The organism is Streptomyces sp. WAC06614 (assembly GCF_003949795.1).
Classification (GTDB): domain Bacteria; phylum Actinomycetota; class Actinomycetes; order Streptomycetales; family Streptomycetaceae; genus Streptomyces.
Genome location: NZ_RPRY01000091.1, coordinates 1 through 23,302 on the forward strand (window position 1 = coordinate 1; position 23,302 = coordinate 23,302).

Consider the following 23,302-nt stretch of genomic DNA (forward strand, 5'->3'; position numbering starts at 1 on the left):
CCGTAGGAACCTCGGACGGGCAGGGCGAGCGAGGCGGGAAAGCCGGGCGTGGTGACCGGGGTGGCCGGGGTGGGCGTCGGCACCTGGGGCGGTCGTTCGGCCTGCTCCGGGGGGCGTACGGGACCAGTGCGCTCGGCACCTGGCTCGCCTTCGGCGCGTTCCCGCTGATCGCCGTCCAGGTGCTGCACGCCGGACCGGCGGAAGTGGCCGCACTGTCCTCCGTCGGGGCTGCGGTGGGCGCGGCCGTGGCGGTGCCGCTGGGTCCGTGGGTGGAGTTCCGCCGCAAGCGGCCGGTGCTGATCGCGATGGACCTCGCGCGGTGCGCGGCCTTGCTGACCGTCCCCGCCGCGTACGCGCTCGGCGTGCTCGGCTTCGTCCACCTGCTGCTGGTCTCGGTCGTGGTCGCCGCGGCCGACATCACCTTCCGGGCCGCCTCCGGCGCGTACCTGAAGACGCTGCTGCCGGCCGAGGACCTGCTCGTGGCCAACGCCCGCTTCGAGTCCACGGCCTGGGCGGCCACGGTCGTCGGACCGCCGCTGGGCGGGGCGGCGACCGGGCTCCTCGGTCCGGTGGCCGCGGTGGCGGCGGACGCGGTGAGCTACCTGCTGTCCGCCCTGGGCATCCGCGCGGCGGGCGGGCACGAGCCACGGCCGGCACGTCACGGACGTGTGCGCGCCGTGTGCGCGCCGCGCGGGCGGCACGGCGAGGCCGAAGGGGACGCTGACGCTCGGCGCAGGGAAGCGGAAGAGGATGGGCGAGGGGAGGCGGAGGAGGATGGGCGCGGGGAGGCGGAAGGGGACAGTCCCGGTCCGCTTCCGCCCCGGCGCGCCGGCGGCCTGCTCGACGGCTGGCGCGGCATCCTGGCCGACCCGACGCTGCGGCCGCTGTTCCTCAACACCGCCCTGTTCAACGGCCTGGTGATGGCCACCTCTCCCCTGCTGACCGTCCTGATGCTGGGCCGGCTCGGCTTCACGCCGTGGCAGTACGGCCTCGCCTTCGCCGTGCCCGCGGTCGGCGGGCTGCTCGGGGCGCGACTGGCCCCGCCGCTGGTCGACCGGTTCGGGCAGCACCGGGTCCTGGTCGCGGCCGGGGCGCTGCGCGCGCTCTGGCCCGTCGGCCTGGCCTTCGTGGGGCCGGGCACCGGCGGGCTGCTGCTGGTGATGGGCGTCGAGTTCGGGATCGTCCTCTGCTGCGGCGTCTTCAACCCCGTCCACGCCACCTACCGACTCCAGCGCACCCCGACCGACCGGGTCGCCCGGACGCTGTCCGCCTGGGCGGTGACGGCCAAGGCCGCGACCGCGCTGCTCACGGCCGTGTGGGGCGTCCTGGGCAGCCTGCTCGGGCCGCGCACGGCCCTCGGGCTGCCCGGACCGGACGGACGGAACGGGCTGGAGGGGCTGACCCGGAAGGACGCGGCCGAGGCACCCCTCGGCGGAATCCCGCTCCACGCGCCGGAGTCGTGGACTGCCTTCGACACGTACGTGCGCCGATCCCTGCGCACGGCAGGCCGGCGGCCGGGCAGGGGTCCAGCTACAGCTACAGCTACAGCTACAGGAACAGGAACAACGACAGGACTCAGTACCCCGAACGGGATCGTCGGGCCGAACGGCGGCCCCGGCATCCCCCTCCAACTGCTCCTGTGCCACCCGGACGGGCACCTCCGGGAGGCGGCGCTGCGCGCCTCGTACGTGTCGGCGGTGCTCCCGCTCGTGGTGATCCGCTGCACGGACCGGGTTCCGGCGGTACGGAACCGGGCCCGGCGCGTGCTGCTCGGCGCCCTGGTCTCCGACCCCATGTACACCGTGCTCGAAGCCGCCGGGACCGTCGTCCTGATGGCCGGGCGCAAGCACGGTGCCTGGGCGCTGGAGCTGCTGGAGTCGGCGCTGCACGCGCGGGAGCCGCGCCTGGCCCAGTGGTGGCGGGTGGGGCTGCTCGCGCGGCCGGGCCGCCAGCAGGCCGATGCGATACTGGCCGCCCTCCGCTACCGCGGCCACCTCCCGACGCGGCGCTTCGCCGCCCGCGTGACCGTCGTCCGGCGCGCTCTTCCCGTACGGGACCTCGCGCGGGGAGCCGCCGTCGAGACCGACCCGGCCATCGCCCGGCTCTGGACGGACGCGGCGGTGGCGGCCCTGAACTTCGGCGTGCCGGACGACGGGGCGGTCGACGCCCTGCTGGGCGGGATGCAGCCGCTGGTGCGCGCGGCCGGGGTCGCCGCCCTGCCCGGGGCCGGGCGGGCCGCGGAGGCGGCGCGGTTCCTCGACGACCGTTCCCGCCTCGTACGGGCCTGCGCGCGACGGTTGGTCGCCCAGGAGGGCGGCGACCCGCGCACGCACTACCGCTGGCTGCTCGCGGATCCGGCGGGGCCGTCGCGGTACGCGGTGGCCGGGCTGGTCGAGTGCGGTGGGGCGAAGGAGGAGGCGGAGCGGGACGAACCGCTGCTGCGGGAGCTGCTGGAGCACGCCTCCGGCCCGGTCAGGGCGGCCGCGCTCGCCGGGCTGCGGCGGCTCGACGCCGTGGTGGACGAGGACGTCCTGCTGGCCCTGCTGGACGACGCGCCGTCCGTGGCCGGCGAGGCCGCCCTGAGCCTGCTCCCGTGGGCGGCCTGGCTGGACCCCGACCACCTCGCCGGCCGCCTCACCCGGCGGCCCCTGGCCACCCGCCGGGCCGCCTTCCGGCTGCTGCGCGAGAAGGGCGGGATCCACGAACTGCGCGCGTGCGTGACCCTGCTCGGGGATTCGGACCCGAAGCTACGGTCCTGGGCCACGACGGCGATACGCGCCTGGGACTGGCGCGCCACCTGGCACACCGGCCAGGCCACCCCCCAGGAACTGGCCCCTCTCCTGCGCACCGCGTCGGCGGTCTTCACCGCCCCCGAACTCGAAGCCAGGCAACGGGCGATCGCCCCGGCGGGGCGGTAGGACGGGACCGAGGGACGACCGGGACAGCACCGAGGACGGCCAAGGCCGCGACCTGCGTCGCGCGACCGAGCACGTCGTCAACGAGATCGCCCAGGGCCTGCGCACCCTGGACGACGGGCCGGCCTGGTTCTCCGGCCTCTCCCCTGCGGACCGGCGGGACGTCCTGCAGCAGGTCTCCGGCTACGCGATGCAGGCACACCTCACGCCGGCGGACGGCCGGGCGGGCGTGACCCGCTCCGGAGTGAAGCCCACGGCCGATCCCGCGGTGATGATCTGCATGGACCCGCCGCGCTACGCGTTCTGGGGCCTGCCCGCCGACGAACACGTGAAGGCGTTCCGGGTCCTCGTCCGCGTGTTCGCCGTCGCCGACGCCCGACGCAGGGAGACGTCCTGCAAGGGCACCTGCGGACACAGCTGGCACCACCTGCCGCCGGCGATCGGACCCGCGTCAGGAGGCATGTTCCGGAAGGGGCGTCGCCGGGCGGAGGCCGGGAGTAGAGGTCTGTGCCGTCGAGGTGATCACGGCTCCGGCCTGCTCTTGCTCGTCCTACGCGGGGATCGCTCGGGCGGCGCGGGGACGTGGCCGGCGGCCCGGCCGGCCAGGATGCGCAGCGCGTCTTCTGCCCACCTTCATCACCCAGGTGCATGACGACGCACTGACCAAGCCCTCCGACGTGCAGGCGATCTTCGACGCCGTCCCCGTCGGCGACAAGAAGCTGTTCTGGATCGAGGGCAGCACCCGGGGCTCGGTCGAGTCAAGAGCTCTGCGGTCCCTACCCCTGGTCCTCCGAGTCCTCGTCGTACCAGCCCGCTTCCACCTCCAGGGCGAGGGTCCGTAGGACGTCGACCGAGGTGACGTCCTGGCGGCCGGTGTCGTGGGCCATGGCCAGGCTGGTGAAGGCCAGGCTGAAGCCGGCGACCATCGTCTGCAGGGCGGGGCCCAGGGCGGTGGCGACCAGGTGGACGACTTCCTGGGGGGTGGCGTCGGCCGGGACGCTGATCGAGGGGAGCATCTCGTTCAGCAGTTCCGTGACGACGTCCGGGCCCGATTCGGCCGCTCCGGTGTCCTCCTCCGCCTCCGCCGCCCTACGGATCTCTTGGACCTCCGTCAGGATGCCGATCACTCGCTTCAGGATCTCCGCACGTTCCATCCGGGGAGCGTAGCCCGGCCGCCGCGCCCGCGCGGGTGCCTGGCCCGTACGGCGGGCGTGGCACGGAACTCGCCCGTCCGGGCGTACGGGTGTTCTGGCGTGCCGGGCATGGCCTCTCCCAGGTAGGGGCGGGCGGTGCTGCTCGCGCTCGCCGGGGCAACGGCTCCGACGGCTGCGGGACGGCGGACCGGCCGCCCCCCGTCCTCGCGGACCGGGTCGTCGGTGGCACACCCCCGAGCAGGGAGGATGCGGAGCCATGGCGGTACGAGCAGAAGGCACTCCCTGGTGGGCCGACGCGATGTTCACCGATCTCGAAGGCGCCAAGGCCCTCTACGGTGACGTCCTCGGCTGGACCTTCGGCGAGAAGGCGGCCGAGATCTGGACCGACCGACCCGAGGAGTCCGACCGGTTCTTCGCGGCCGTCTTCCCCGTACCGCGGCAAGCACATGGCGGGCGAGGAGATCGACTACCGGCTGTTCGACCTCGGGGGTGAGCCGGTGCTCGGGCGGTACGCGGTCACGGCGCAGGACGGCGAGGGCGGCGCGACGCCGTACCTCAACGTGTGCTTCGCGACCGACGACTGCGACGCGGCGGTGCGGCGCGCCGTCGCGCTCGGCACCGTCGTCCGCTCCGAGCCTGGTGGACACCCCGTTCGGCCGCACAGCCTCCCTGACGGACCCCCAGGGCGCCGCCTTCACCCTCGTCGACCCCGGCGCGGCCAAGGGTGACCTGCCCCAACCGGCCGACGACTGAGGCGACCGGGCCCGAGCCGGGCCCCGGCGGCGGCACCGCGGGCCCGGCATGCCGCCCGCTGCCGGGGCCTGGGCCGGAGGCCTTGGGCCGATGGGCTCAGTCGTGGGCGCGCCTCGGCCGGACGGGCGGCCGGGGGCGGGCAGGATCGGTCGGGGTGCCGCCGGGACGCGGCACCGAGCCGTCGGCGCCGTCGCAGCCATCGGTGCCGTCGCAGTGATCCGCAGCGCCCCCTGCGCACGGGAAGGTCCGGCCATGGAACCACCGCTCGACGGCCCGTCGAGGCAGTCCCCCGGACACGGCGACGCCCCCGTGAGCCCGGACCCGGCTCCGGCGGGGGGCGGGCGCTACGGCGAGGACGTGTTCCCGCCCGGGCAGGCCGGCGAGGGAGAGCGGATCGACTTCGGTGCGCTCGCCTACGACGCCGTCACCATGGCACGGCTGCGCGCACTCGGGGCCGGCCCGGGATGGCACTGCCTGGACGTGGGCGCCGGCACCGGCACGGTCTCCCGTCGGCTGCTGGACGAAGCCGGCGTGACGAGCGTGCTCGCCGTGGACCGTGACGTACGGTTCCTGACCACGCGCCCGGTGCCGGGGCTCGACGTGCGGGAGGCCGACATCACGGCCCCCGGCGCCGCCCGTGACCTCGGCCCTGGCCGGTTCCAGCTCGTCCACGCCCGGTTCGTCCTGATGCACCTGACCGGACACGAGCGCCTGATCACGGCGCTGGCCGAGCTCGTCGCACCCGGCGGCGTGCTGGTGCTCAGCGACGCCGTCGACCTGACGAGCGACCGCCGTACGCCCGACACGCCGTACGCGGAGGTGATGCGGGCGATGTGGCGGGGGCTGCGGGAGACGATCGGCACCGACGTCTCCTGGGTTCCGTCGTACCCGCACCTGCTGCGCGCGGCGGGACTCGTGCCCGTCGCCGCCGAGATCCACGTACCGCCGCTGGTGCCGGGCAGCCCCATCAGCCGCTTCTGGGCGGACACGTGGGAGCGCAGCCGGCCGGCGATGCTCGCGACCGGCCTGGTCGACGACGCGACCGTGGACGCGGCGATCCGCTACCTGGACTCCGACGCCTGCGCAGCGCTGTCGGCCGGCATGCTGACGGCCTGGGGCACCCGGCCCGTCGGACGCCCCACGACGTGAAGGGTAACGTCTGTTAGGAATATTTACTTCCTATTGGCGCTCCGGCACCATGAGGGCCATCTACCGACAGACACGACGCAGGGGTGATCCATGACGCATCGGCGCTCCCTCCCGGTCGCACTCGCCGCACTCGCGCTCGTCGCGTGCGGGCTCGCCTCGCCCTCCGCCTCCGCGGCGGCGGCGCCCACCTGGAAGCTGCGCTGGTCGGCCGAGCCCGCCTCGGCGGGGCTCGGCGCCTTCGAGACCGTCGAGGACGACCGCGCGGACTCGCATCCCGGGGGCGCCCCCCACATCAAGGTCGCGGGCGACTCCTATCGATTTGACATGCACATGATCGACCGCGACTCGTCCACCGACCGGCAGCGCCAGGAGGTCACCGGCAACCGGACCTCCTCGTCCGGGTACCTCCAGTGGCGCCGGGGCGAGACCTGGCGCGTCACGTACTCCATGTACCTACCGAGTTCCCTGAAGGCCACGACGACCTTCACCCACATCATGCAGACCAAGCAGCCCGGCACCGGCACCTCGCCCATCACGGTCACCTCGCTGCGCCGGGTCGACGGGGTGCAGACCATCGAGAACAAGGTGATCGCCGGCGACGTCCTGGTCGGCCGGACCGACCTGGAGCCGCTCCAGAACAAGTGGATCGACATCGAGTACGAGATGAAGATCGGCGACGGGACCTCCGGCTCCGTGCGCTGGGTGGTGAAGAGCGGCGGCAAGACGGTCGTGGACGCCAGGAAGACGGGGGTCGACACGTTCCTGGCCGACCGGGTCCGGCCCAAGTGGGGCATCTACCGCTCGCTCGGTGACACCTCCGGTTCGCTGCGCGACAGCTACCTGCTGCTGCGCAACCTGCGCGCGTACCAACTCACCAGCGGCTCCTAGCCGGGGCGACGGGGACGGGCGGGCGGCGTTCCTGTGCGTGGTCCGGTTCCACCGGGAGCCACAGTTCGGCGTCGGCCTCGGTCCCGTCCGGGGACAGGCGGATACGGGCGATCTCGGGGCCGGGGCGGGTGCGGTACGGGTTCGACGGGAACCACTCGGTGAACACGTCCCGCCACAGCTCCTGGACGGCCCGGGGCGCCGGCCCCGAGGTCGTGAACACCGCCCAGGTGCCGGCCGGGACGGCCAGGGTCGTCATGCCCTCCGGAGCCGGTGCGGAGGTGATCACGCCGTGGTGGTAGTCGAGTGCCGTGCCCTCGGCGCGGCTGGGGTCCATGCCGTCGCAGACCGCGACGACGCCGCGTGGCTCCTGGTCCGAGAGCTGGTCCAGGAGTTCCAGCGCACGCGGGGCGATCCCCCGGACGAACGCGATGATCGACCGGTTCGGCCCCTCGTGCACCAGCGGCACCCGGGTGCTGAAGCCGACGACGGTGAAGTCCGCCCGGTCGACGATGCGGTAGCGCATGCTGCTGCTCCCCTCGACCGTCAGGCGGAAGGCCATCCGGGGCTGGGAGCTGAGCGTGGCACCGGTACGGCGGGCCTCGCCCGGTCCGATGCCGTGCATGGCACGGAACGCCCGCGCGAACGCCTCGCCCGAGCCGTAGCCGTACCGCACCGCGATCTCCAGCAACGTCTCCCGCCCCGCCAGGACGTCGGCGCCCGCCACGGTGAGCCGCCGCCGCCTGATGTACTCCGACAGCGGCATGCCCGCGAGCGCGGAGAACATCCGGCGCAGGTGGTGTTCCGAGGTGGCCGCGATCCGTGCCAGTTCCTGGCCGTCGACGGCCTGGTCGAGATGGCGCTCGATGTGCTCCATGGCCTGGTTCAACCGGTCCAGCACGCCCGGCCTCCTTTCTTCCCTCTCCCCCTCTATCCTGCGCTGCCGTCGGGGCCGGGAGCGGACCGGCCCAGGCCCCGGCGGATCGCGATCTCCACGGGCGAGTACGCGTCGCCGTCGGGCCGTTCCAGGACGTACGGCGCGGCCGGCATCAGGGGCGGCTGGGCCATGAAGCGCGGGCGGGTCCCGTGGTGCGGTTGCGCCGCGTGCACCAGGAAGGGGTGGCACAGGAAGACGTCGCCCGGGGACCCCGTGGCGAGGGCGAGCGGCCGGTGTGCGGAGGCCGCCGCGAGGTCGGGCCCGAGGGTCAGCCCGCTCGCTCCGTCCTCCCCGTACGCCTCCAGGACCTTCGGCACGTCGAGGTGCGAGCCGACCCGGATCCGGGTCGGGGCGTCCTCCGCACCGACCTCGCTGAACAGGAACAGCATCAGCAACGCCCGTCCCCGGGAGCGCAGATTGGTGAAGTACCAGTGCTCGCCCTCGGGCAGATAGCTCCCCTCGACGTGCCAGCCGGCGTCGTCCGGTTCCTGCGGGTGGGGGAAGCGCAGGGGGAACGTGCCCAGGGAATAGCGCGGCTCCCAGCGTCCCGGGCCCACGAGCAGGTCGTACGCGTGGTGCAGGGAAGGTGAGTTGGGGGCGGCGGCGAACGGTCCCTGGGCCATGCCGCCCACCCGGTGCACGGGCTGCGTCCACGTCGAGGGGTCCTGCGGGTCGCAGCCCGTCTCCCGCCACAACAGCCGCGCGCAGTCCGCGGCCACGCGCGGGGCTACGGCGCCCTCCAGCTTGACGTAGCCGTCGCGGAGGAACCGGGTCACCAAGGTCGTGTCGTCCATGCCCCCATCGTGCGGTGGCCCCGGTCCTGGCCACCCGATGTTTTGCGCACCGCCTTTGTCGGGTGGTGAAGCCGCGGGTCGTGGTCCTCGAGCCGGCGGGGCGGGGCGCGCGGCGGGGTGGAGCCGGCCCGGGCCGGGCCTGTTCCCGCCGCGGCGGGAACAGGCCCGCCCCGCCCCGCCCCGTGCGGCCGGTCTAGACCGCCTGCGGTACGGCGCACCCGCATGCGGTGCCGGCCGGGGCGCCGCAGGCGCACGCGGGGGCGGGCTCCTCGGTGGGGCGGTCGAGTTGGAGGGCGAGGTCGGTGCGCTCGCGGCGGGCCGCGTCCGCCTCCTCGCGGACCTTGTCCAGGCGCTCCTCCAGCTGGGTGACGCGCTCGCGGTAGCGCTCCAGCTCGGCGCGCACCGCCGCGGCGTCCGCGACCTGCTGCGCGGCCTCGTGGCGGATCTGCTCGGTCTCCTCGGCGAACTTCCGCTTGGCCTCGTCGAGTTCGGCGACGGCCTGCTCCGCGGCCTCCTCCGCGAGGGTGGTGCGCTCCTCGGCGGCCAGGGTGCGCTGGGCCGACGCCTTGGTCACCGTCTCGATGCGCGCCTCGGCGGCGGCCGAGTCGGTGATGATGGCCAGCTCCTCTATGTAGCCGGGCAGTTCCGTGGCCAGCTGGGAGATCAGGGCCACGAGGTCGTCCCGCCGGCCCACTCCGCCGTCCCCCTCGGCAGGGGCAGCGGTCGGGGCAGCACCGGTGGGGGCGGGCTCGGCGACGGCGGGCGCGGCGACGGCGTGTGCCGGGGCGCCGTGGGCGGCCATGGCCCCGCCGTGGGCGGCCCCGGCGTCGGCGCAGGGCTGTGCCCCGGCGGCGGCCTTCGCCGCCTTCTTGGCCTCGGCCGCCACGCGCTTCTCCTCCTTGCGCTCCTGCCGCTTGGCACGGAACTTACGGAACGCGCCGAGTGCGTTGTGCTCCGGGTGAGCGCAGTAACGAGGCGCCGGGACGTCGGGCGTCGGGGCCTCGGCGTGCTCCGTGCACCCCGGGTAGGCACACACCGGACGCGTCTCGACAGTCTCCACAGTCATCTTCCCGACTTTCTCGCGAGGTTCACGGTTTCCGGGAGGGCGGGAAGGCAGCGGTGTCCGGCGCACGCTCGCGCCGACCGGCTCCAGACCCGTCGATCTCCCGATCTGACGATCACGCTAAGCGCGCGGAGCACGCTGTGGGAGCTTCCGGGGGCCCACGTCAGCGTTCTGTAAGAACCACCCGGCCGTCCCACCGTCCCGTCACCCGCGCGCGCGTCCCAGCAGGTCAGCGCGTGGGACGTCCCGCGGCGGCGTCACTTCGACGGCGGTCGTAGCGGCCGGGGCCGCCCGCAGCGCAGTCTCGATGGCGAGCCGACCGGGGCGGTCGGCCCACTCACCACAAGGGGGCTTGCAGCATGTGCGTGAGCAAGAAGTTCGCAGCCGTGGCCGGGGGCGTCGTACTGGCCGGTGGACTGCTCGCCGGAACCGCGGGGCCGGCCGGTGCGGCACCGGCCTCGCCGCAGGCGGCCGCGGACTGCCCGTCGGGGTACTTCTGCGTCTGGTCCGGCCAGAACTACACCGGCCACCGGCAGCAGGTCGCGGGGAGCAACAACGACCTGACCCCGTACTCGGTCTTCCAGAACTTCAAGTCCTGGTACAACCACGGCTCCTCCTGCGACTTCACGTGGTACTCGGAGAAGAACCGCGGCGGGAGCAGCGGGATCATCCCGAAGGGGTCCAGGACCTCCGACAACGCCTCCCACTACATCAAGTCCAACACCTGGGTGAACTGCGGCTGATCCGGCCCGGCGCGCGGCATCATCGCGCGCCCCACACCACAGGTCACACGCCACCACAGAGGAGCGGGCCGGGCGGGGGATGCGGTGAACCGGCCCGCTGGGCCGCTTCCCCGGGCTGTGCGTCAGCCCGGGGAAGCGGCCGTCGCCGTACGGGCCCTGCGCAGCAGGGCGGCCGTCGCCGACGCGCCCACCACCGCGAGCAGCAGCGGCACGAGCACCCCGCGCGGCGCGGCGGTGAACTCGACCGCGAGGACGACCGCCGTGACCGGCATCCGCTGGGCGGCGGCCAGGAACGCCCCGGCGGCCACGACGGCGTAGGCCCCCAGCGTCGTTCCGGGCCAGAGCGCCTCCCACAGCCGGCCGGCGATGATACCGAGCAGCGCCCCGTTGGCGAACGACGGCGTCAGGAGTCCGCCGTACGCCCCGGACCACAGGCACAGCGGCACGATCACCGTGCGCAGCACCAGCAGGACGACGGCGAGGGCGAGGGCCGGCTGGGCGGTGAAGGCGACCTCGGCGGGTCCTTTGCCGTTGCCGAGCAGCTGGGGGAACGGTACGGCGAGCAGGCCCACGCACAGGAACGCGGCGGGTGCGGTCAGGAGCAGGGCGGTGCCGCGCGGCGCCCTCCTGCCCGCCGCGGCCGCGAGGCGGGAGAACCCGTACGCGTACGCGCCCGCGAGCGGTCCGACCAGTACGGCCCAGACCAGCAGCGAGCTGCTGAAGTCCAGGTCCGGCAGCCGGTACACCGGTTCGTCCGGCACCGCCGCCCGGGCGACGAGCGTGGCCAGGCCGGCGGTGAGCAGGGCGGGCACGGCGGCGGCCGGCGCCCAGGTGCCCAGCAGCACCTCCAGGGTGAACACGGCGCCGCCGAGGGGGACGTCGTAGACCGCCGCGAGTCCCGCCCCCGCCGCGCACGCCAGCAGGATCCGGCACCGGTGCGGGGAGAGCCCCGTGCGGCGGGTGATCCCGTCGGCGAGAACGGCGGCGACCTGCCGGGGCGCGACCTCCCGGCCCAGGGGGGAGCCGAGGCCGATCGTGACGATCTGCAGCACCGCGTGGGTGACGGTGGTCAGCGGCGGCATCCGGGGGCGGTCCCTCGACAGCGCGTCCTCGATGCCGACCAGGGGGCGGCCGTAGCGGTGCAGCAGCCACCAGCCGAGCCCCGCCACCACGCCGGCCGAGGTCGTCACCACCAGGCGCCGCACCGGCGAGGCCGCTTCGACCCCGCTCAGGAACGAGCCTTCCGTGTAGCCGAACGCCGTGTGCTGCACGACGTGCAGCAGCAGGACCAGCAGGGCCCCGCCGACGCCGGCCCCCACCCCCACCACGACAGCCACGGCTCCGAAGCGGAACCACCGCTCGGTGGAACGATCGTCACCCGGCATGAAACTATCCTAAGCGGGGCAAACAGGAACGGGGAGTCGAGGTGTCGGGGACGATGGGTGACTACGCGGACCTCCGGGGCGTCAGGACCTGGTACGAGACCGAGGGGAGCGGCGATCCGCTGCTGCTGCTCCACGGGGGTCTGTGCACCAACGGGACCTGGAGCGCGCAGCGCGCCGATCTCGGCGCCGAGTACCGCCTCTTCCTGCCCGAACGCCGCGCCCACGGGCACACCCCGGACGTCGAGGGCCCGCTGACGTACGAGGACATGGCGGCCGACACGGTGGCCTTCCTGGAGCAGGTCGTCGCGGGGCCCGCACATCTGGTCGGCTGGAGCGACGGGGGCATCGTGGCCCTGTTCGTCGCCCTCGCCCGTCCGGACCTGGTCCGCAAGGTCGTGGTCATCGGGGCGAACTTCCGGCCCGCCCCCGAGTGTTTCGCCGTACCGGCGATGCTCGACGCGATGGATCCGGACGGTCCCGGCCTGGCGTTCCTGCGGGAGCTGTACGAGGCCGACACGCCCGACGGGGCCGACCACTGGCCCGTGGTGGTGGACAAGATGGTCGCCGCCTGGCGGACCGGACCGACGCTCACCCCCGGGGAGCTGGCCCGCGTCCGGGCGCCGGCCCTGGTCATGGCCGGCGACGACGACCTGGTGACCCTGGAGCACACCACCGCCCTCTACCGGGCGATCCCGGACGCCCGGCTCGCGGTGCTCCCCGGGGCTTCCCACCTGGTCCCGCTGGAGCAGCCGGCCCGGGTCAACCGCATGATCCTCGACCATCTCGCCCAGGAGACGGTCGACACGATGCTCCCCGTCCTCCGTGCGGCGCCCGGCGCGCCGGGCGGGCCGTCGGCGGGTACGCCGTCCGGCTGAGTCCTCGCCGTGACGGACCCGCCGCCCCGCCACCGGTTCGGCCGCCGTGCGGTGCGGCCCGCCCCGCGGTGGAGGTCAATGGTGTCAGGAGGTCACCTCGTGAGCATGGATGCCAACCGGCGCGAGCCGGGCACGGTGGGCGAGCGCGCCGGAGGTCGTCGGCGGTGGGCGGGCAGCGCGGTGCGCTTCGACTACTCGGGGGCCGTGTACGGGTCCCTGCTCGCCGCGTCCGTGATCGTCGGGGCCGGTGACCTCGGGAACTTCCCGAAGGTGCAGCTCATCCTGCTCCTGCTGGGGACCGCCGTGGTGTTCTGGGCGGCCCACGTCTTCGCACAGCTCCTCGGCCGGTCGCTCGCCAACGAACCGCTGACCCGGCACGAGTTCCGCAAGGTCTGCTCGGAGCACCGGCCGCTCATCGAAGCGGCCCTGCCGCCCGCCGCGGCGGTCGCGCTGAGCCGGCCGCTCGGTCTGGACGATCCGGGGACGATGTGGTTCGCGCTCACCGTGGCCGTGGTGTGCGAGGTCGGCTGGGCGATCACCGGGGCGGTGCGCTCGGGTGCGCCGCGCCGGCTGGTGCTGCTGGCGGCCGCGGCGAGCCTGGTGCTCGGGGTGATGATCATCGGCCTCAAGACGGCCCTGACGCACTGACACCGGCCATCCGCTCGTCGGGCAGCCGGCGCGTGAACGGGAAGCAGGCCAGGGTGATGGCGCCGACGGCCAGGATCGCCGCCTTCAGGCCGGCGATCTGCGCGTCCGCGTACTCGGCGACGTAGGCGTCCGCCTCCGCCTTCGGGACGCCCGCCTGGGCGGTGGCCGCCCTCACCTGGTCGGTGGACAGGAAGCTGATCCCGCCCTCGATGACCACACCGGTCTGCTGGCGTACGGCGTCGGAGATGGCGGGGTTCTGCTCGATCTGGCGGACGAACACGCTGGAGAGGGCGACGATGAGCAGGGAACCGATGAGTGCGGTGCCCAGCGAGGAGCCCAGGTTCTGTGCCGTGTACTGCAGACCGCCCGCCTCACTGCGCCGGCTCTCCTCGACGCTGGACTGGACGACGTTGCCGAGCTGGGACGCCAGCAGACCCATGCCGATGCCGAGCAGGGCCATCGCCCAGGCGAACGAGGCCTCGTGGAGGTCCGGCCGGATCGTGGAGAGCAGCCAGAGGATGGCGGCCAGCAGGACCAGCAGCCCGATCCTGACGATCGTGCGCGGGCCGGCGAGCTTGCTGAGGAAAGGGCCGCTCAGGGCGGAGAAGAACATGGTGACCGAGACCGGCAGCAGCCGCAGGCCCGTCTCGAACGCGTTGAGCCCCTGCACGATCTGGAGGTAGAGCGGGATCACGAAGAACAGGCCGAGCAGGACGAGGTTCTGACCGAGCAGCATGGTCAGTCCGGCCCGCAGGGGCGGGACGCCGAGCAGCGCGAAGCTGACGAGCGGGTCCTCGCCCCGTTCCTCCCGGCGCCGCTCCCAGACCCGGAACAGCCACAGCAGCAGGCCGCCCGCGGCCACGGCGAACAGGGTGGGGGCGAAGCCGAAGACGGTGAACGGCGGGTCCTTGGGCCGCAGCCAGCCCCAGGTCGAGCTCTGCAGGATGCCCAGCACCACGCAGCCCAGGCCGAGGGCGGACAGGGCCGCGCCGATGCCGTCGAGGCGGGGTGCCCGGGCCGGCCGCGGCGGCTCGGTGACCCAGCCGACCAGGCAGAGCAGCACGACCACGATCACCACCTCGCCGGCGAACACCACCCGCCAGGTGAGGTAGGTGGTGACCCAGCCGCCCAGCAGCGGCCCGATCGCGATGCCGGCTCCGGCGAGCCCGCCGATGACACCGTAGGCGACGGCCCGTTCGCGGCCCTGGTACGCGCCGGCGACGAGCGCCGCGAGGGCCGGCAGGACCAGGGCGGCCCCCAGGCCCTCGATGATCGACCAGCCGACCGTGAGGACCCAGAGCTCGGGTGCGAGGGCGGTGAGCCCGGACCCCAGGCCGTAGACGCACAGGCCCAGGGTGAACGCCCGCCGCCGCCCGACGATGTCGCCGATCTTCCCGCCGGTGATCATGAACGCCGCCATGACCAGCGTGTACAGCGTGATCACAGCCTGGATGGCGGTGACGTCGGTGTCGAAGTCGTCCACCAGGGCGCTGATGGAGACGTTCATGACCGCGGTGTCCAGCACCATCAGGAACTGCGCGGTGCCGAGGACCATCAGGGCCTTCCATCGCCGCACGGCGCCACCTCCCTCCTGCCCGGCCGTGGTGCCCGGGCGGCCGGGCCGACCGACGACGACCGTGGGCGGCCCACCCTACGGAGCCGAAGGCCCGGGCCGGGGCATCGCGGCCCGCCGCGGCGCGGATATGGCCCGTACGGTCCACAGCACCGGGCCCCTCGGCCCCCGGCTAGGCGGGGCCGGCCGGCTGCGGTGCTCGGGTGATACGGGGCAGGATCTCCTCGGTTGTGGTGTTCAGGTGGAGTTGCAGGAGGCGGTGGGGGAAGAAGTACCCGCTGTCGGTGCGGTGCAGCAGCACCCGCTCCTCCGCCCCGTGCAGGAAGCGCCGGAAGCGGTAGGGAGTGCGGCCCCGGTGTGCCAGGACCACCCGGATCGTCCAGTGCCGTACGACGGCCAGACCGCCGAACCGGAACCCCCGGACCACCGCGAACAGTGCGCCCAGCAGCGAGGCGACGAGGACGGCGCGGTGCAGGCCGTTCCCCGGCGCCGCCAGGCCGATCAGGACCAGCAGGCCGAGGCCGCCCACGACCAGCCCCACGAGCCCGTGGACGAGGGCGAACCGCGCCGATCGGCGGATCCCCTCGTTGGGGCGGGGACGGCGCTCCTGCAGGGAGGGCTCGAACTGGTTGCCGAACACGTAGACCGTCCCGAGGAACAGGGAGGCGGTCGGAGCCAGCCAGGTGGGGTCGGGGCACAGCAGGTGCAGGACGTACCCGAGCAGGCAGATGAGCGCGGTCCAGACGACCACCGACAGCATGCCGCGTGTGAGGAAGTGCCGCAGCGGTGAGGAGTGGACCATCATCTCCCGCTGCCGCCAGGTCCAGCGCATCTGCTCCACCGGCTGGAAGACCTGCGTGTACGAGGCCTCCATCTGGGTGACCGCGACCCACAGGTAGGCGAGGCCCACGAGCAGACAGCCGGGGGAGGTCAGATCGGCCTTCGCGACGTAGAGCAGCCACCAGAGGATGAGGAGCATCATGGGCGCGTTGGTCATCATCGGGACGGTGACGGCCCCGCGGTGCGGGTTGCGGCGCTGCGGGGTCCCGCGCCGGGCGTCGCGGCCCTGCGGGTTGCGGCGCTGCGGGGTCCCGCGCGGGGCGGTGCGGCGCTGGGCTTCCTCGTCCTTGCGGGTCTTCAGGAAGTGCTTCTCCGACTGGTACGCCTGGGTGCCCACGTTCACCGCCATGGCCAGGGCCAGCGCTCCGGCGTCCCGCACGCCGGTGTGCACCAGCCCGGCCCGGACCGCCACCGCCAGCCACGCCACGGGAAGTCCCAGGGCGCAGGAGGCCATGGCGACGGTCGGGACGACCTTCGGGAGGATCTGTTCCCGGGGGCTGAGCCAGGTGAGGTCCAGCCTGTCGAGGTACAGCACGTGCTCCTTGCGCGCGGTGAGGGTCCGGGCGAGCGAGGTCAGCCAGGTCAGGGTCCGTTCGGGCGCCCCGTCCGGCCGCGGGCGGTCCCGGCGCAGGCATTCCCGGGTGTAGGCGTCGAAGATCCGGCTGCGGCGCTCTTCGAGGCTGCCCTTCTGGTGCAGGTCGTCGGCGGGCCGGTTGCGGTAGGTGAGGCGGATGAAGTTGAGCATCATCGGCGACCGGAACAGCGGCCACAGGTCGGGGTGCTGCTCCAGCGCGGCGCGTACGTCGGCGAGGGCGTCGCGGTCCGCTTCGAGGAACTCCTCGACGTCCCGTTCGCTCGGCGGCTCGATCTCGACGTAACGGAGCGCGCGGAGCGCCTCGGCGAGACGGCGCAGGTCGGCCTCGTCCGTGCGGCAGCCCACGGCCGTGCCCGGGCAGGACCGGCGCAGCCTCCGCAGCTCGGTGACGCAGCGGCGCCGGTCCCCTTCCGGTACCTCGTCCAGGCCGTCCAGCACGGGGAGCAGCCGGTGTTCGCTCAGCCAGGTCCGCACCAGCACGCCCGAGACGCCGCGGTACTGCTCGCTCATGGCGGCGACCAGCCACTCCTCCATGGGCTCGCCCCGGTACGTGTCCAGCCGGAGGTAGACGGGGACGTGCAGGGGTTCCCGGTCGTCCGGGCCCTCCAGCGCCTCCACGGCCAGCCGGTGCGCGAGCCGGGCGAGCTGGGTGGTCTTCCCCATGCCGGGCTTGCCCAGGACCACCAGTTCGTCCGACTTCCCGTAGAGGGCGCGGACGTCGGTCTCGTGGGTCGGCACCGGTACGGGCGCGGCCGCCGGGCGGGTCTTCGCGCCCCGACGTCCGCGGGGGGTGGGGGCGGCCACGGGGGCCGGCTCGGTGAGCACCGTGAACCGCGGCGTGAGGTAGTGGTGGACCTCGGCCCGGCCGAGCTCGACGGCCGTGCGGTCCCTGACCTGCTTGACGAGCCGGCGGCGCAGCCGTATCGCGTACGAGTCCCGCCGCGCGCGCACCGGCCAGGTCACGGCCATGACCACCCATGCCACCACGGCCCGGACGAGGCGCCGCAGGGGGTACCGGCGCAGACCGGCTCCGGCCAGGACGTCGGGCTGGGGGGACCCGGCCTCGGAGGTGTCGGGCTCCGGGGCCTCGGGCTGCGGGGTTTCGGTGCTCGGCGGCCGGATGCCCGGTGGCGGGGAGCCCGGCGGCCGGATGCCCGGCGCGGGGCTCGTTGCGGCGGGCGCGCCCGGTGCCGGGGCGGCCTCGGCCTCGGTCTCGGCCTCGGCCTCGACGTCAGCCTTGGCCTCGACGTCAGCCTCGGCCTCGACGTCAGCCTTGGACTCGGCCGGCGGCGGCCCGGCCTTGCGGGCGGTCGGCACGCTCGGCTGTTCCGCCCAGGCCTTGTGCCAGCGCGGCTCCCACTCGGCGCGGTCACCGCCCAGGGCCTCGACCATGCACAGGAAGGGGACCAGCCGGGGGCGTTTCTTGCCGGAGAAGGACTCGGAGACGTAGGACACGCTGAGGTCGGCGGACCGGGCCAGGGCGGTGACGGTGGGGCGGGCAGTCGGTTCCAGCCCCTGGTACAGCTCGTCGTGGACCCGGCGCATGAGCGCCGCCCAGACGCGTAACTCCGGCGCGGCCATGGCCGGATCGGGGCGCTTGGGCCCCCTGGACCGGGTGCCGGCAGGTCGTGGCATCCGCTCTCCTCTTTCGCGAACCGTTCATTGTCTTTCATTCGTTCACAGCCGCCGGAAAGGCCTGGTCAGCGGGTTGCGACGGGCCGTAGAACAGTGGTCGTCGGGGGTCGCCCGCCGTCACGGCGCAGCGCTGCGCCGTGCGGTGCGGCGGGCCGTAGGCCCACCCCGGCGCTCCCATCCTGGCGACCGGAACGCCGTCTGTACGGACAACCGCCAGGTTTGGGGGATCCGTTACCCGAGCGACCTCAGGAGCCCGCACATGAGTACGTTTCCGACAGGTTCACGTCTGCTCCCCGCCCTCGGCGGCCTGGCGACGGCCGGACTGGGGGCGGCCTCCGAGGCGCCGTGGTGGCTCGTCGCGATCCTGGCGTTCGCCGCGCTGCTGGTGGTGCGGGCCGAGGCGCTCGTGAATGCCCGTAACGAGGCGCGCCGCGGGGTGCACGAGGACCGGCTCCTCGGCACGGTGCCCAGCCGGCAGGCCCTGGGCCACCTCCGCGCGGTCAGGCGTCCGCACGACGGGTCCGCGCCGGGGCAGGACGCACCGGACCGGCCGCAGGCGTGATCCTCCTCGGGCCGGTGTGCGAAGGTGCCGGGGGAAGGGTCGGGGGACGAGGGAGGCGGGGCGGTGCAGGAGCAACTCCTTGAGGGTCGTTACCGGTTGGTGCGGCAGCTCGGCGAGGGCGGGATGGGGCAGGTCTGGGAGGCGCACGACGAGCGGCTCGGCCGGTCCGTCGCGGTCAAGCTGATCTCCCTGCTCGCCGGAGGCGGCAGCCGGGGCGACGACGCACGCGCCAGGTTCCTGCGCGAGGCGCAGATCACCGCGCAGCTTCAGCATCCGAACATCGTGACCCTCCACGACCTCGGCGAGACCGGGACGGGGGACGACCGCGTGCCGTTCCTGGTCATGGAACTGGTGCGCGGCGAGGGCCTGGACGCGTTGCTGAGCCGGGGGGCCGTGTCGTTACCGGAGGCCGCACGGTGGGGCGCGCAGATGGCGGACGCGCTGGCCGCGGCGCACGACGCCGGCATCATGCACCGGGACATCAAGCCGTCCAACGTCCTGATCACCCCGGCCGGCCACGTGAAGGTCCTCGACTTCGGCATCGCGCGGGCGGCCGACCCGTACGCGACCGCGGACCGCATCACCCGGACCGGCTTCATCGTGGGCACCCCGCCCTACATGGCCCCCGAACAGGCCCGCGGCTTCCCGGAGCCGAGCAGCGACCTGTACGCGCTCGGCTGTGTCCTGTTCGAACTGATCACGGGCCGGCTGCCGTTCCAGGCACCCGACACCGTCAGCCACCTCTCGGCCCACCTCACGCAGGAGCCGCCCGCGCCGAGCTCGGTGTCGGAGCGCGTGCCGGCCGCCTGGGACACCCTCGTGCTGAAACTGCTGCGCAAGGATCCGGCGCAGCGGTACCCGGACGCCGCCCACGTCGCCCGCGCGCTGCGCCGGCTCGACGGGGCGCCCACGACGCCCCTGCCCCCCGTGGAAACGGAGGCGGTCACCCGGAGGTCGGAGCGGATCCGTGTGCCGAGGACGGCTCCTCGCTGGAGGAGCGCGGGCGGCCTCCTGAGCGCCACCCTGATCGTCGCGATCGTCGGACTGTTCGGCTACGCAGGCCTGTTCGTGTATGTGATCGGAGGGGATGCGAAGGATGCGCAGGCGGGTGACTGCCTCTGGTTCGACACCCGTGCGGACCGCGCGAAGTACGGGTACACGTACGCGGACGTGGCCAAGACCGAGCCGTGTGCCCTGCCCTTCACGATGTTCGGGAACAGTCACTTCGTCGTGGTGAAGCGCATCGACGGAACGAGCGACCCCGCGGAGTGCCGCCGCGTCCCCGGAGCCGTCGTCGACGCCGACACCGCCGTCCTGAAGTCGGCCGGGCCACCCGCCTGGGTGCTGTGCGTCAAACCTGCCTGAGCGGCCCCGGGCACCCGTCATTGCATTCGTTAATCCGATATCGTATGATCCGATATCGTGAACACGCCGTCCCTCCCACCTCCCCCACCGCGGTCCGCGCTGCTCGCCCTCCAGCGGGCGACGCACGCCACGCTGCACCTCATCACCACCGAACTGGCCGACCTCGACCTCACCGCCGCCGAGATCAACGCCCTGGCCAACCTCGCGGACGGCCAGGGCCGGACCGTCTCCGCGCTCGGGGCCGCGGTCGGCAGCCGTCCGACCACGCTGACCAGCGTGCTGGACCGGCTGGAGCGGCGGGGGCACATCACCCGCGGCAGGCGCCCCGGCGACCGCCGTACGGTGCTCGTCGAGCTCACCGGGTCCGGGCGGGAGGCCGCGGCGGTGGTCACCCGGACGCTGGCCGGCCTGGAGGACCGGGCGCTGGCCGGGCTGTCCGCCCAGGACCTCGCCGGGTTCCACGCGGTCCTGGAGAAGCTGGTCGAGGAAGGAACGCCCACATGACCCCGAAGACGACTACGAGCACGGGCACGGGCACGGGCAGGCCGTCGCCGTTCGCGGAGCTGATGGACGAGGTGATGGCCGGCTCCGAGCACTTCGGGCACCGTCAGCACGTCCACCTGACCTGGCTCGCCGTCCGCCGCTACGGGACGACGGCGGCGGTCGGTCTCGTCAGCGACGGCATCCGGGAAACGGCCCGCTACGCCGGCGCTCCGCAGAAGTACCACGCCACCGTCAGCCGGGCCTGGGTCGAGCTCGTGGGCCATCACGTCGGCGGGACGGACGACCCCGAGCCCGACTTCGACGGCTTCGCCGACCGGCATCCGGACCTGCTGGACAAGAAGTTGCTCACCCGCTTCTACCACCCCGCCACGCTCGCCGCGGCCCCGGCCAGGACCGGCTGGGTGCAGCCCGACCGGGCACCGTTCCCCTGGCAGCGGACGTCGGCCTGAGTCCCGCCCCGGGCACCGCTCCCGGCCAGGCGGGTGACGTTCGGGCCCGGTTGGCGGATGCCCGTCGGCGTGGCGGAGGCGTCGGCGGGCGGGTCGGCGAGGGTGGAAGACCGTACGCGGTCCGCCGTGGGCCGCAGTCGCCCCGGAGTGTGACCCATGCGCCGTACCCGCCGTTCCCCTCACGTCCGCCCTGCCCGCCGAAACGTTTCCGCTGCCCTGCTGGGTGCGCTCACCCTGACCGGCGCGTTCGCCGGCCCCGCCGGCGCGGCCGCCGGCCCCACACCCATCACCTCGCCCTACGTCCAGGCGGCCGCCGACGTCTCCGCCACCGGCGTACTGCTGCGGGCGAAGAACGTCGACTGGGTGCGGCACGTCCACACCGGGCGGTACTGCGTGAACGTCGGCGACGAGGTCAACCTGGAGTTCAGCGTGGTCCAGGTCGAGCTGCCCAACACCAACCGCCGCAGCTTCAGCACGGCCCCCAACTCCCTGTGCGGCGAGAACGCCGTCACCGTCTACACCTACGACCTGCGCGGCAGCTACGTCGACAACCCGTTCACGGTCGCCGTGCTCTGAGAGGGCGGGGTCACGCGGTCGGACGCGCCCCGCCGGTGACGGCCGCGGCGGCCGCGAAGAGACGGGCGCAGCGGTGGGTCATGGCCTCCGGGGACTGGTCGGGGTGCTTGACCCACCAGCGCACGAGCGTGGCGACCAGGTCCCGCCAGACGTACTTGAGGGCGTCGGCGTCCAGGGGGTCGGTGGTGCCGGCGGCGCGCAGCAGGTCGGCGGTGCCCTCGGCGGCGAGGGCGTCGATGGCGGACCAGTAGCCGGCGGCCCGGCGGGCGGCCTCGCCGCCCGGGGGCAGGGTGGTGTCGTACAGGACGAACCAGGCCTCCCGCTGCCCGTCGAGCGCGGTGAAGATCCCGCCCAGCACGCGCAGGGGCGTGGGCGGTGCCGGGGTCCGGGCGGCGGTCTCGTCCATCGCGGTCCGCACGGCCTGGAGCAGGCGGTCGCCGACGGGCGTCAGGCAGGCGACGTAGAGGTCCTCCTTGGTGCCGAAGTACTGGTGCAGCAGCGTCTTGGTGACGCCGACGCGGGCGGCGACGGCGGCGAGGGACGCGGCCGCGTAGCCCCGGGTCCCGAACTCCTCGGTCGCCGCGGTCAGGATCTGCTGCTCGCGGTCCCGGCGGGGGACTCCCTTGGTACCGGCTTTCGAACGGGGGGTTGCCATCCAGGGATATTATCAGTAGGTAATTTACCGCTAGGTAAGTTTCCTGTGCGGCCGGTGCGCCGCGTCAGCGCTACCCCTGGAGTGCCTCCATGGCCGAGACCGTTCCGCCGTCCGCCTCCCGCGTCCGCTCCTGGTGGGGCTGGGGCTGGGCGGACGCGCATCCCGACGACGCCGAGTGCGTCGCGATGGGCGCCCTGATACCCGGCTCGCTCCCCCGCCCGCTCCCGGTGCCGCGGACCGGTGACCTGGACCTCCCGGCCCCGGCCGTCGAGGCGCCCGCGAGCCTGGCCCGCCTGGTCCGTGCCGACCCCGCGGACCGGGCCGCGCACGCGATGGGCAAGGCGTACCGCGACGTCGTACGCGCCCTGCGCGGGCGGCTCGGGCGGGTTCCCGACCTGGTGGCGCGGCCCCGGGACGAGCAGGACGTGGCCGACCTGCTGGAGTGGGCCGGGGAGCGGGAGGTCGCCGTCGTGCCGTACGGCGGCGGCTCGTCGGTCACGGGCGGGGTGGAGTACCGCGGCGACGCCCACCGGGCCGTGCTCTCGCTGGACCTGACCGCGATGGGACGGGTGCTGGAGGTCGACCCGGTGGGCCGGGCGGCCCGGATCCAGGCCGGGACCCTCGGCCCGGACCTGGAGGAACAGCTCCGGCCGCACGGTCTGACGCTGCGGCACTTCCCGCAGAGCTTCGAGTTCTCCACGCTCGGCGGCTGGCTCGCCACCCGTGCGGGTGGCCACTACGCCACCGGCCGGACCCACATCGACGACTTCGTGCAGTCCCTGCGGGTGGTCACCCCGGCGGGCGTGCACGCCTCGTGGCGGCTGCCCGCCTCCGGCGCGGGCCCCTCCCCCGACCGGCTGTTCCTCGGCTCGGAGGGCGCCCTCGGGGTGATCACCGAGGCCTGGGTGCGGGTGCAGCGGCGGCCGGTCCACAAGGCGTCGGCGGCGGTGGCCTTCGCCGACTTCGCCGACGCGCTGGAGGCCGTACGGCTGGTCGCCCAGTCGGACCTGATGCCGGCCAACTGCCGTCTGCTGGACGCCGGGGAGGCCGGGCTGGCCGGTGCCGCAGGGGACGGCAGCGCCATGCTCGTGCTCGGGTTCGAGTCGGCGGACGGGCCGGTGGACGGCCGGCTCGGCCAGGCCGTCGACCTCGCGCGCTCCTGCGGCGGGACTGCCGCGCGGGCGTCCGCGCCGCCGGCCCTCCCCGGCCCTTCGCCGGACGCCCGCGCCGAAGGGGCCGGTGCGGGC

The 23,302-nt window shown here is 74.1% G+C and carries 20 protein-coding genes and 2 pseudogenes; 14 read left to right on the forward strand and 8 right to left on the reverse strand.

Annotated features, from left to right (window positions below):
* Positions 1-83 precede the first annotated feature (83 nt).
* Together EF918_RS14945 and EF918_RS39290 are read left to right on the forward strand one after the other, a co-directional pair.
* Positions 84-1,358, forward strand: a pseudogene (locus EF918_RS14945) (MFS transporter); the annotation flags it as partial.
* 1,612 nt (positions 1,359-2,970) lie between these two features.
* The gene (locus tag EF918_RS39290; protein ID WP_369009094.1) at positions 2,971-3,567 is read left to right on the forward strand and encodes a DUF5958 family protein; all 597 of its coding nucleotides are present in this window, start codon (positions 2,971-2,973) and stop codon (positions 3,565-3,567) included.
* Between the two features lie 124 nt (positions 3,568-3,691).
* Here the strand turns inward: EF918_RS39290 and EF918_RS14955 are convergent, their stop codons facing one another.
* Positions 3,692-4,069, reverse strand: a complete 378-nt coding sequence (locus EF918_RS14955; RefSeq protein ID WP_185921751.1) for a hypothetical protein — start codon at positions 4,067-4,069, stop codon at positions 3,692-3,694.
* A 256-nt stretch (positions 4,070-4,325) separates the two neighbouring features.
* On the opposite strand from EF918_RS14955, the pseudogene EF918_RS14960 reads away from it, so the two are divergent.
* The 3 genes and pseudogenes from EF918_RS14960 (at position 4,326) to EF918_RS14970 (ending at position 6,859) form a co-directional block, all read left to right on the forward strand.
* A pseudogene (locus tag EF918_RS14960) lies at positions 4,326-4,822 on the forward strand (VOC family protein).
* A 252-nt stretch (positions 4,823-5,074) separates the two neighbouring features.
* On the forward strand, positions 5,075-5,971 hold the full coding sequence (locus EF918_RS14965) for a trans-aconitate 2-methyltransferase (RefSeq protein ID WP_125645770.1): 897 nt from the start codon (positions 5,075-5,077) through the stop codon (positions 5,969-5,971).
* A gap of 90 nt (positions 5,972-6,061) precedes the next feature.
* Positions 6,062-6,859: a heparin lyase I family protein gene (locus EF918_RS14970; protein WP_125645772.1), complete on the forward strand. Its 798-nt coding sequence runs from the start codon at positions 6,062-6,064 to the stop codon at positions 6,857-6,859.
* On the opposite strand, the gene EF918_RS14975 is transcribed toward EF918_RS14970, so the two are convergent.
* The 3 genes from EF918_RS14975 to EF918_RS14985 all read right to left on the reverse strand — a co-directional run bounded on the left by EF918_RS14975 (position 6,843) and on the right by EF918_RS14985 (position 9,653).
* Positions 6,843-7,757 carry an AraC family transcriptional regulator gene (locus EF918_RS14975; RefSeq protein ID WP_125645774.1) on the reverse strand — a complete coding sequence of 305 codons (915 nt, stop codon included), beginning with the start codon at positions 7,755-7,757 and terminating at the stop codon, positions 6,843-6,845. The two genes, EF918_RS14970 and EF918_RS14975, sit on opposite strands and share 17 nt — an antisense overlap.
* Before the next feature lie 29 nt (positions 7,758-7,786).
* The gene (locus EF918_RS14980) at positions 7,787-8,587 is read right to left on the reverse strand and encodes a phytanoyl-CoA dioxygenase family protein (RefSeq protein WP_125645775.1); all 801 of its coding nucleotides are present in this window, start codon (positions 8,585-8,587) and stop codon (positions 7,787-7,789) included.
* Positions 8,588-8,780: 193 nt separating this feature from the next.
* Positions 8,781-9,653, reverse strand: coding sequence for a hypothetical protein (locus EF918_RS14985; RefSeq protein WP_125645777.1), 873 nt, complete (start codon positions 9,651-9,653; stop codon positions 8,781-8,783).
* 356 nt (positions 9,654-10,009) lie between these two features.
* Between EF918_RS14985 and EF918_RS14990 the strand changes: the two genes are divergently transcribed.
* A complete protein-coding gene (locus EF918_RS14990) occupies positions 10,010-10,393 on the forward strand; it encodes a peptidase inhibitor family I36 protein (protein WP_125645779.1) in 384 nt (127 codons plus the stop codon).
* A gap of 122 nt (positions 10,394-10,515) precedes the next feature.
* On the opposite strand, the gene EF918_RS14995 is transcribed toward EF918_RS14990, so the two are convergent.
* Positions 10,516-11,778 (reverse strand): chloride channel protein, encoded by a 1,263-nt coding sequence (locus EF918_RS14995; RefSeq protein ID WP_125645781.1) that lies wholly within the window; start codon positions 11,776-11,778, stop codon positions 10,516-10,518.
* A 53-nt stretch (positions 11,779-11,831) separates the two neighbouring features.
* On the opposite strand from EF918_RS14995, the gene EF918_RS15000 reads away from it, so the two are divergent.
* Both EF918_RS15000 and EF918_RS15005 read left to right on the forward strand, forming a co-directional pair.
* Positions 11,832-12,653: an alpha/beta fold hydrolase gene (locus EF918_RS15000; RefSeq protein WP_125645783.1), complete on the forward strand. Its 822-nt coding sequence runs from the start codon at positions 11,832-11,834 to the stop codon at positions 12,651-12,653.
* Between the two features lie 105 nt (positions 12,654-12,758).
* Positions 12,759-13,301 (forward strand): hypothetical protein, encoded by a 543-nt coding sequence (locus tag EF918_RS15005; protein WP_260610215.1) that lies wholly within the window; start codon positions 12,759-12,761, stop codon positions 13,299-13,301.
* Here EF918_RS15005 and EF918_RS15010 read toward each other — a convergent pair.
* Both EF918_RS15010 and EF918_RS15015 read right to left on the reverse strand, forming a co-directional pair.
* The gene (locus EF918_RS15010; RefSeq protein WP_125645785.1) at positions 13,279-14,877 is read right to left on the reverse strand and encodes an MFS transporter; all 1,599 of its coding nucleotides are present in this window, start codon (positions 14,875-14,877) and stop codon (positions 13,279-13,281) included. The genes EF918_RS15005 and EF918_RS15010 overlap by 23 nt on opposite strands.
* Positions 14,878-15,046: 169 nt before the next feature.
* Positions 15,047-17,944 (reverse strand): NACHT domain-containing NTPase, encoded by a 2,898-nt coding sequence (locus tag EF918_RS15015; protein WP_125645787.1) that lies wholly within the window; start codon positions 17,942-17,944, stop codon positions 15,047-15,049.
* 259 nt (positions 17,945-18,203) lie between these two features.
* Between EF918_RS15015 and EF918_RS15020 the strand changes: the two genes are divergently transcribed.
* From EF918_RS15020 to EF918_RS15040, 5 genes are all read left to right on the forward strand, one after another.
* Positions 18,204-18,506 carry a hypothetical protein gene (locus EF918_RS15020; protein WP_125645789.1) on the forward strand — a complete coding sequence of 101 codons (303 nt, stop codon included), beginning with the start codon at positions 18,204-18,206 and terminating at the stop codon, positions 18,504-18,506.
* Positions 18,507-18,569: 63 nt separating this feature from the next.
* The gene (locus EF918_RS15025) at positions 18,570-19,871 is read left to right on the forward strand and encodes a serine/threonine-protein kinase (RefSeq protein WP_260610213.1); all 1,302 of its coding nucleotides are present in this window, start codon (positions 18,570-18,572) and stop codon (positions 19,869-19,871) included.
* Positions 19,872-19,928: 57 nt separating this feature from the next.
* Positions 19,929-20,375, forward strand: coding sequence for a MarR family winged helix-turn-helix transcriptional regulator (locus EF918_RS15030; RefSeq protein ID WP_221889715.1), 447 nt, complete (start codon positions 19,929-19,931; stop codon positions 20,373-20,375).
* Entirely contained in the window at positions 20,372-20,824 is a 453-nt protein-coding gene (locus EF918_RS15035) for a hypothetical protein (protein WP_221889716.1), read from the forward strand. Before EF918_RS15030 ends, EF918_RS15035 begins: the two co-directional genes overlap by 4 nt.
* Positions 20,825-20,980: 156 nt before the next feature.
* Positions 20,981-21,400, forward strand: a complete 420-nt coding sequence (locus EF918_RS15040) for a hypothetical protein (protein WP_125645791.1) — start codon at positions 20,981-20,983, stop codon at positions 21,398-21,400.
* 10 nt (positions 21,401-21,410) lie between these two features.
* Here the strand turns inward: EF918_RS15040 and EF918_RS15045 are convergent, their stop codons facing one another.
* Complete coding sequence (locus EF918_RS15045; RefSeq protein ID WP_125645793.1) at positions 21,411-22,055, reverse strand: TetR/AcrR family transcriptional regulator; 645 nt, start codon at positions 22,053-22,055, stop codon at positions 21,411-21,413.
* Positions 22,056-22,144: 89 nt separating this feature from the next.
* On the opposite strand from EF918_RS15045, the gene EF918_RS15050 reads away from it, so the two are divergent.
* On the forward strand, positions 22,145-23,302 hold a 1,158-nt coding region (locus tag EF918_RS15050; RefSeq protein ID WP_148141232.1), incomplete at its 3' end, for an FAD-binding oxidoreductase.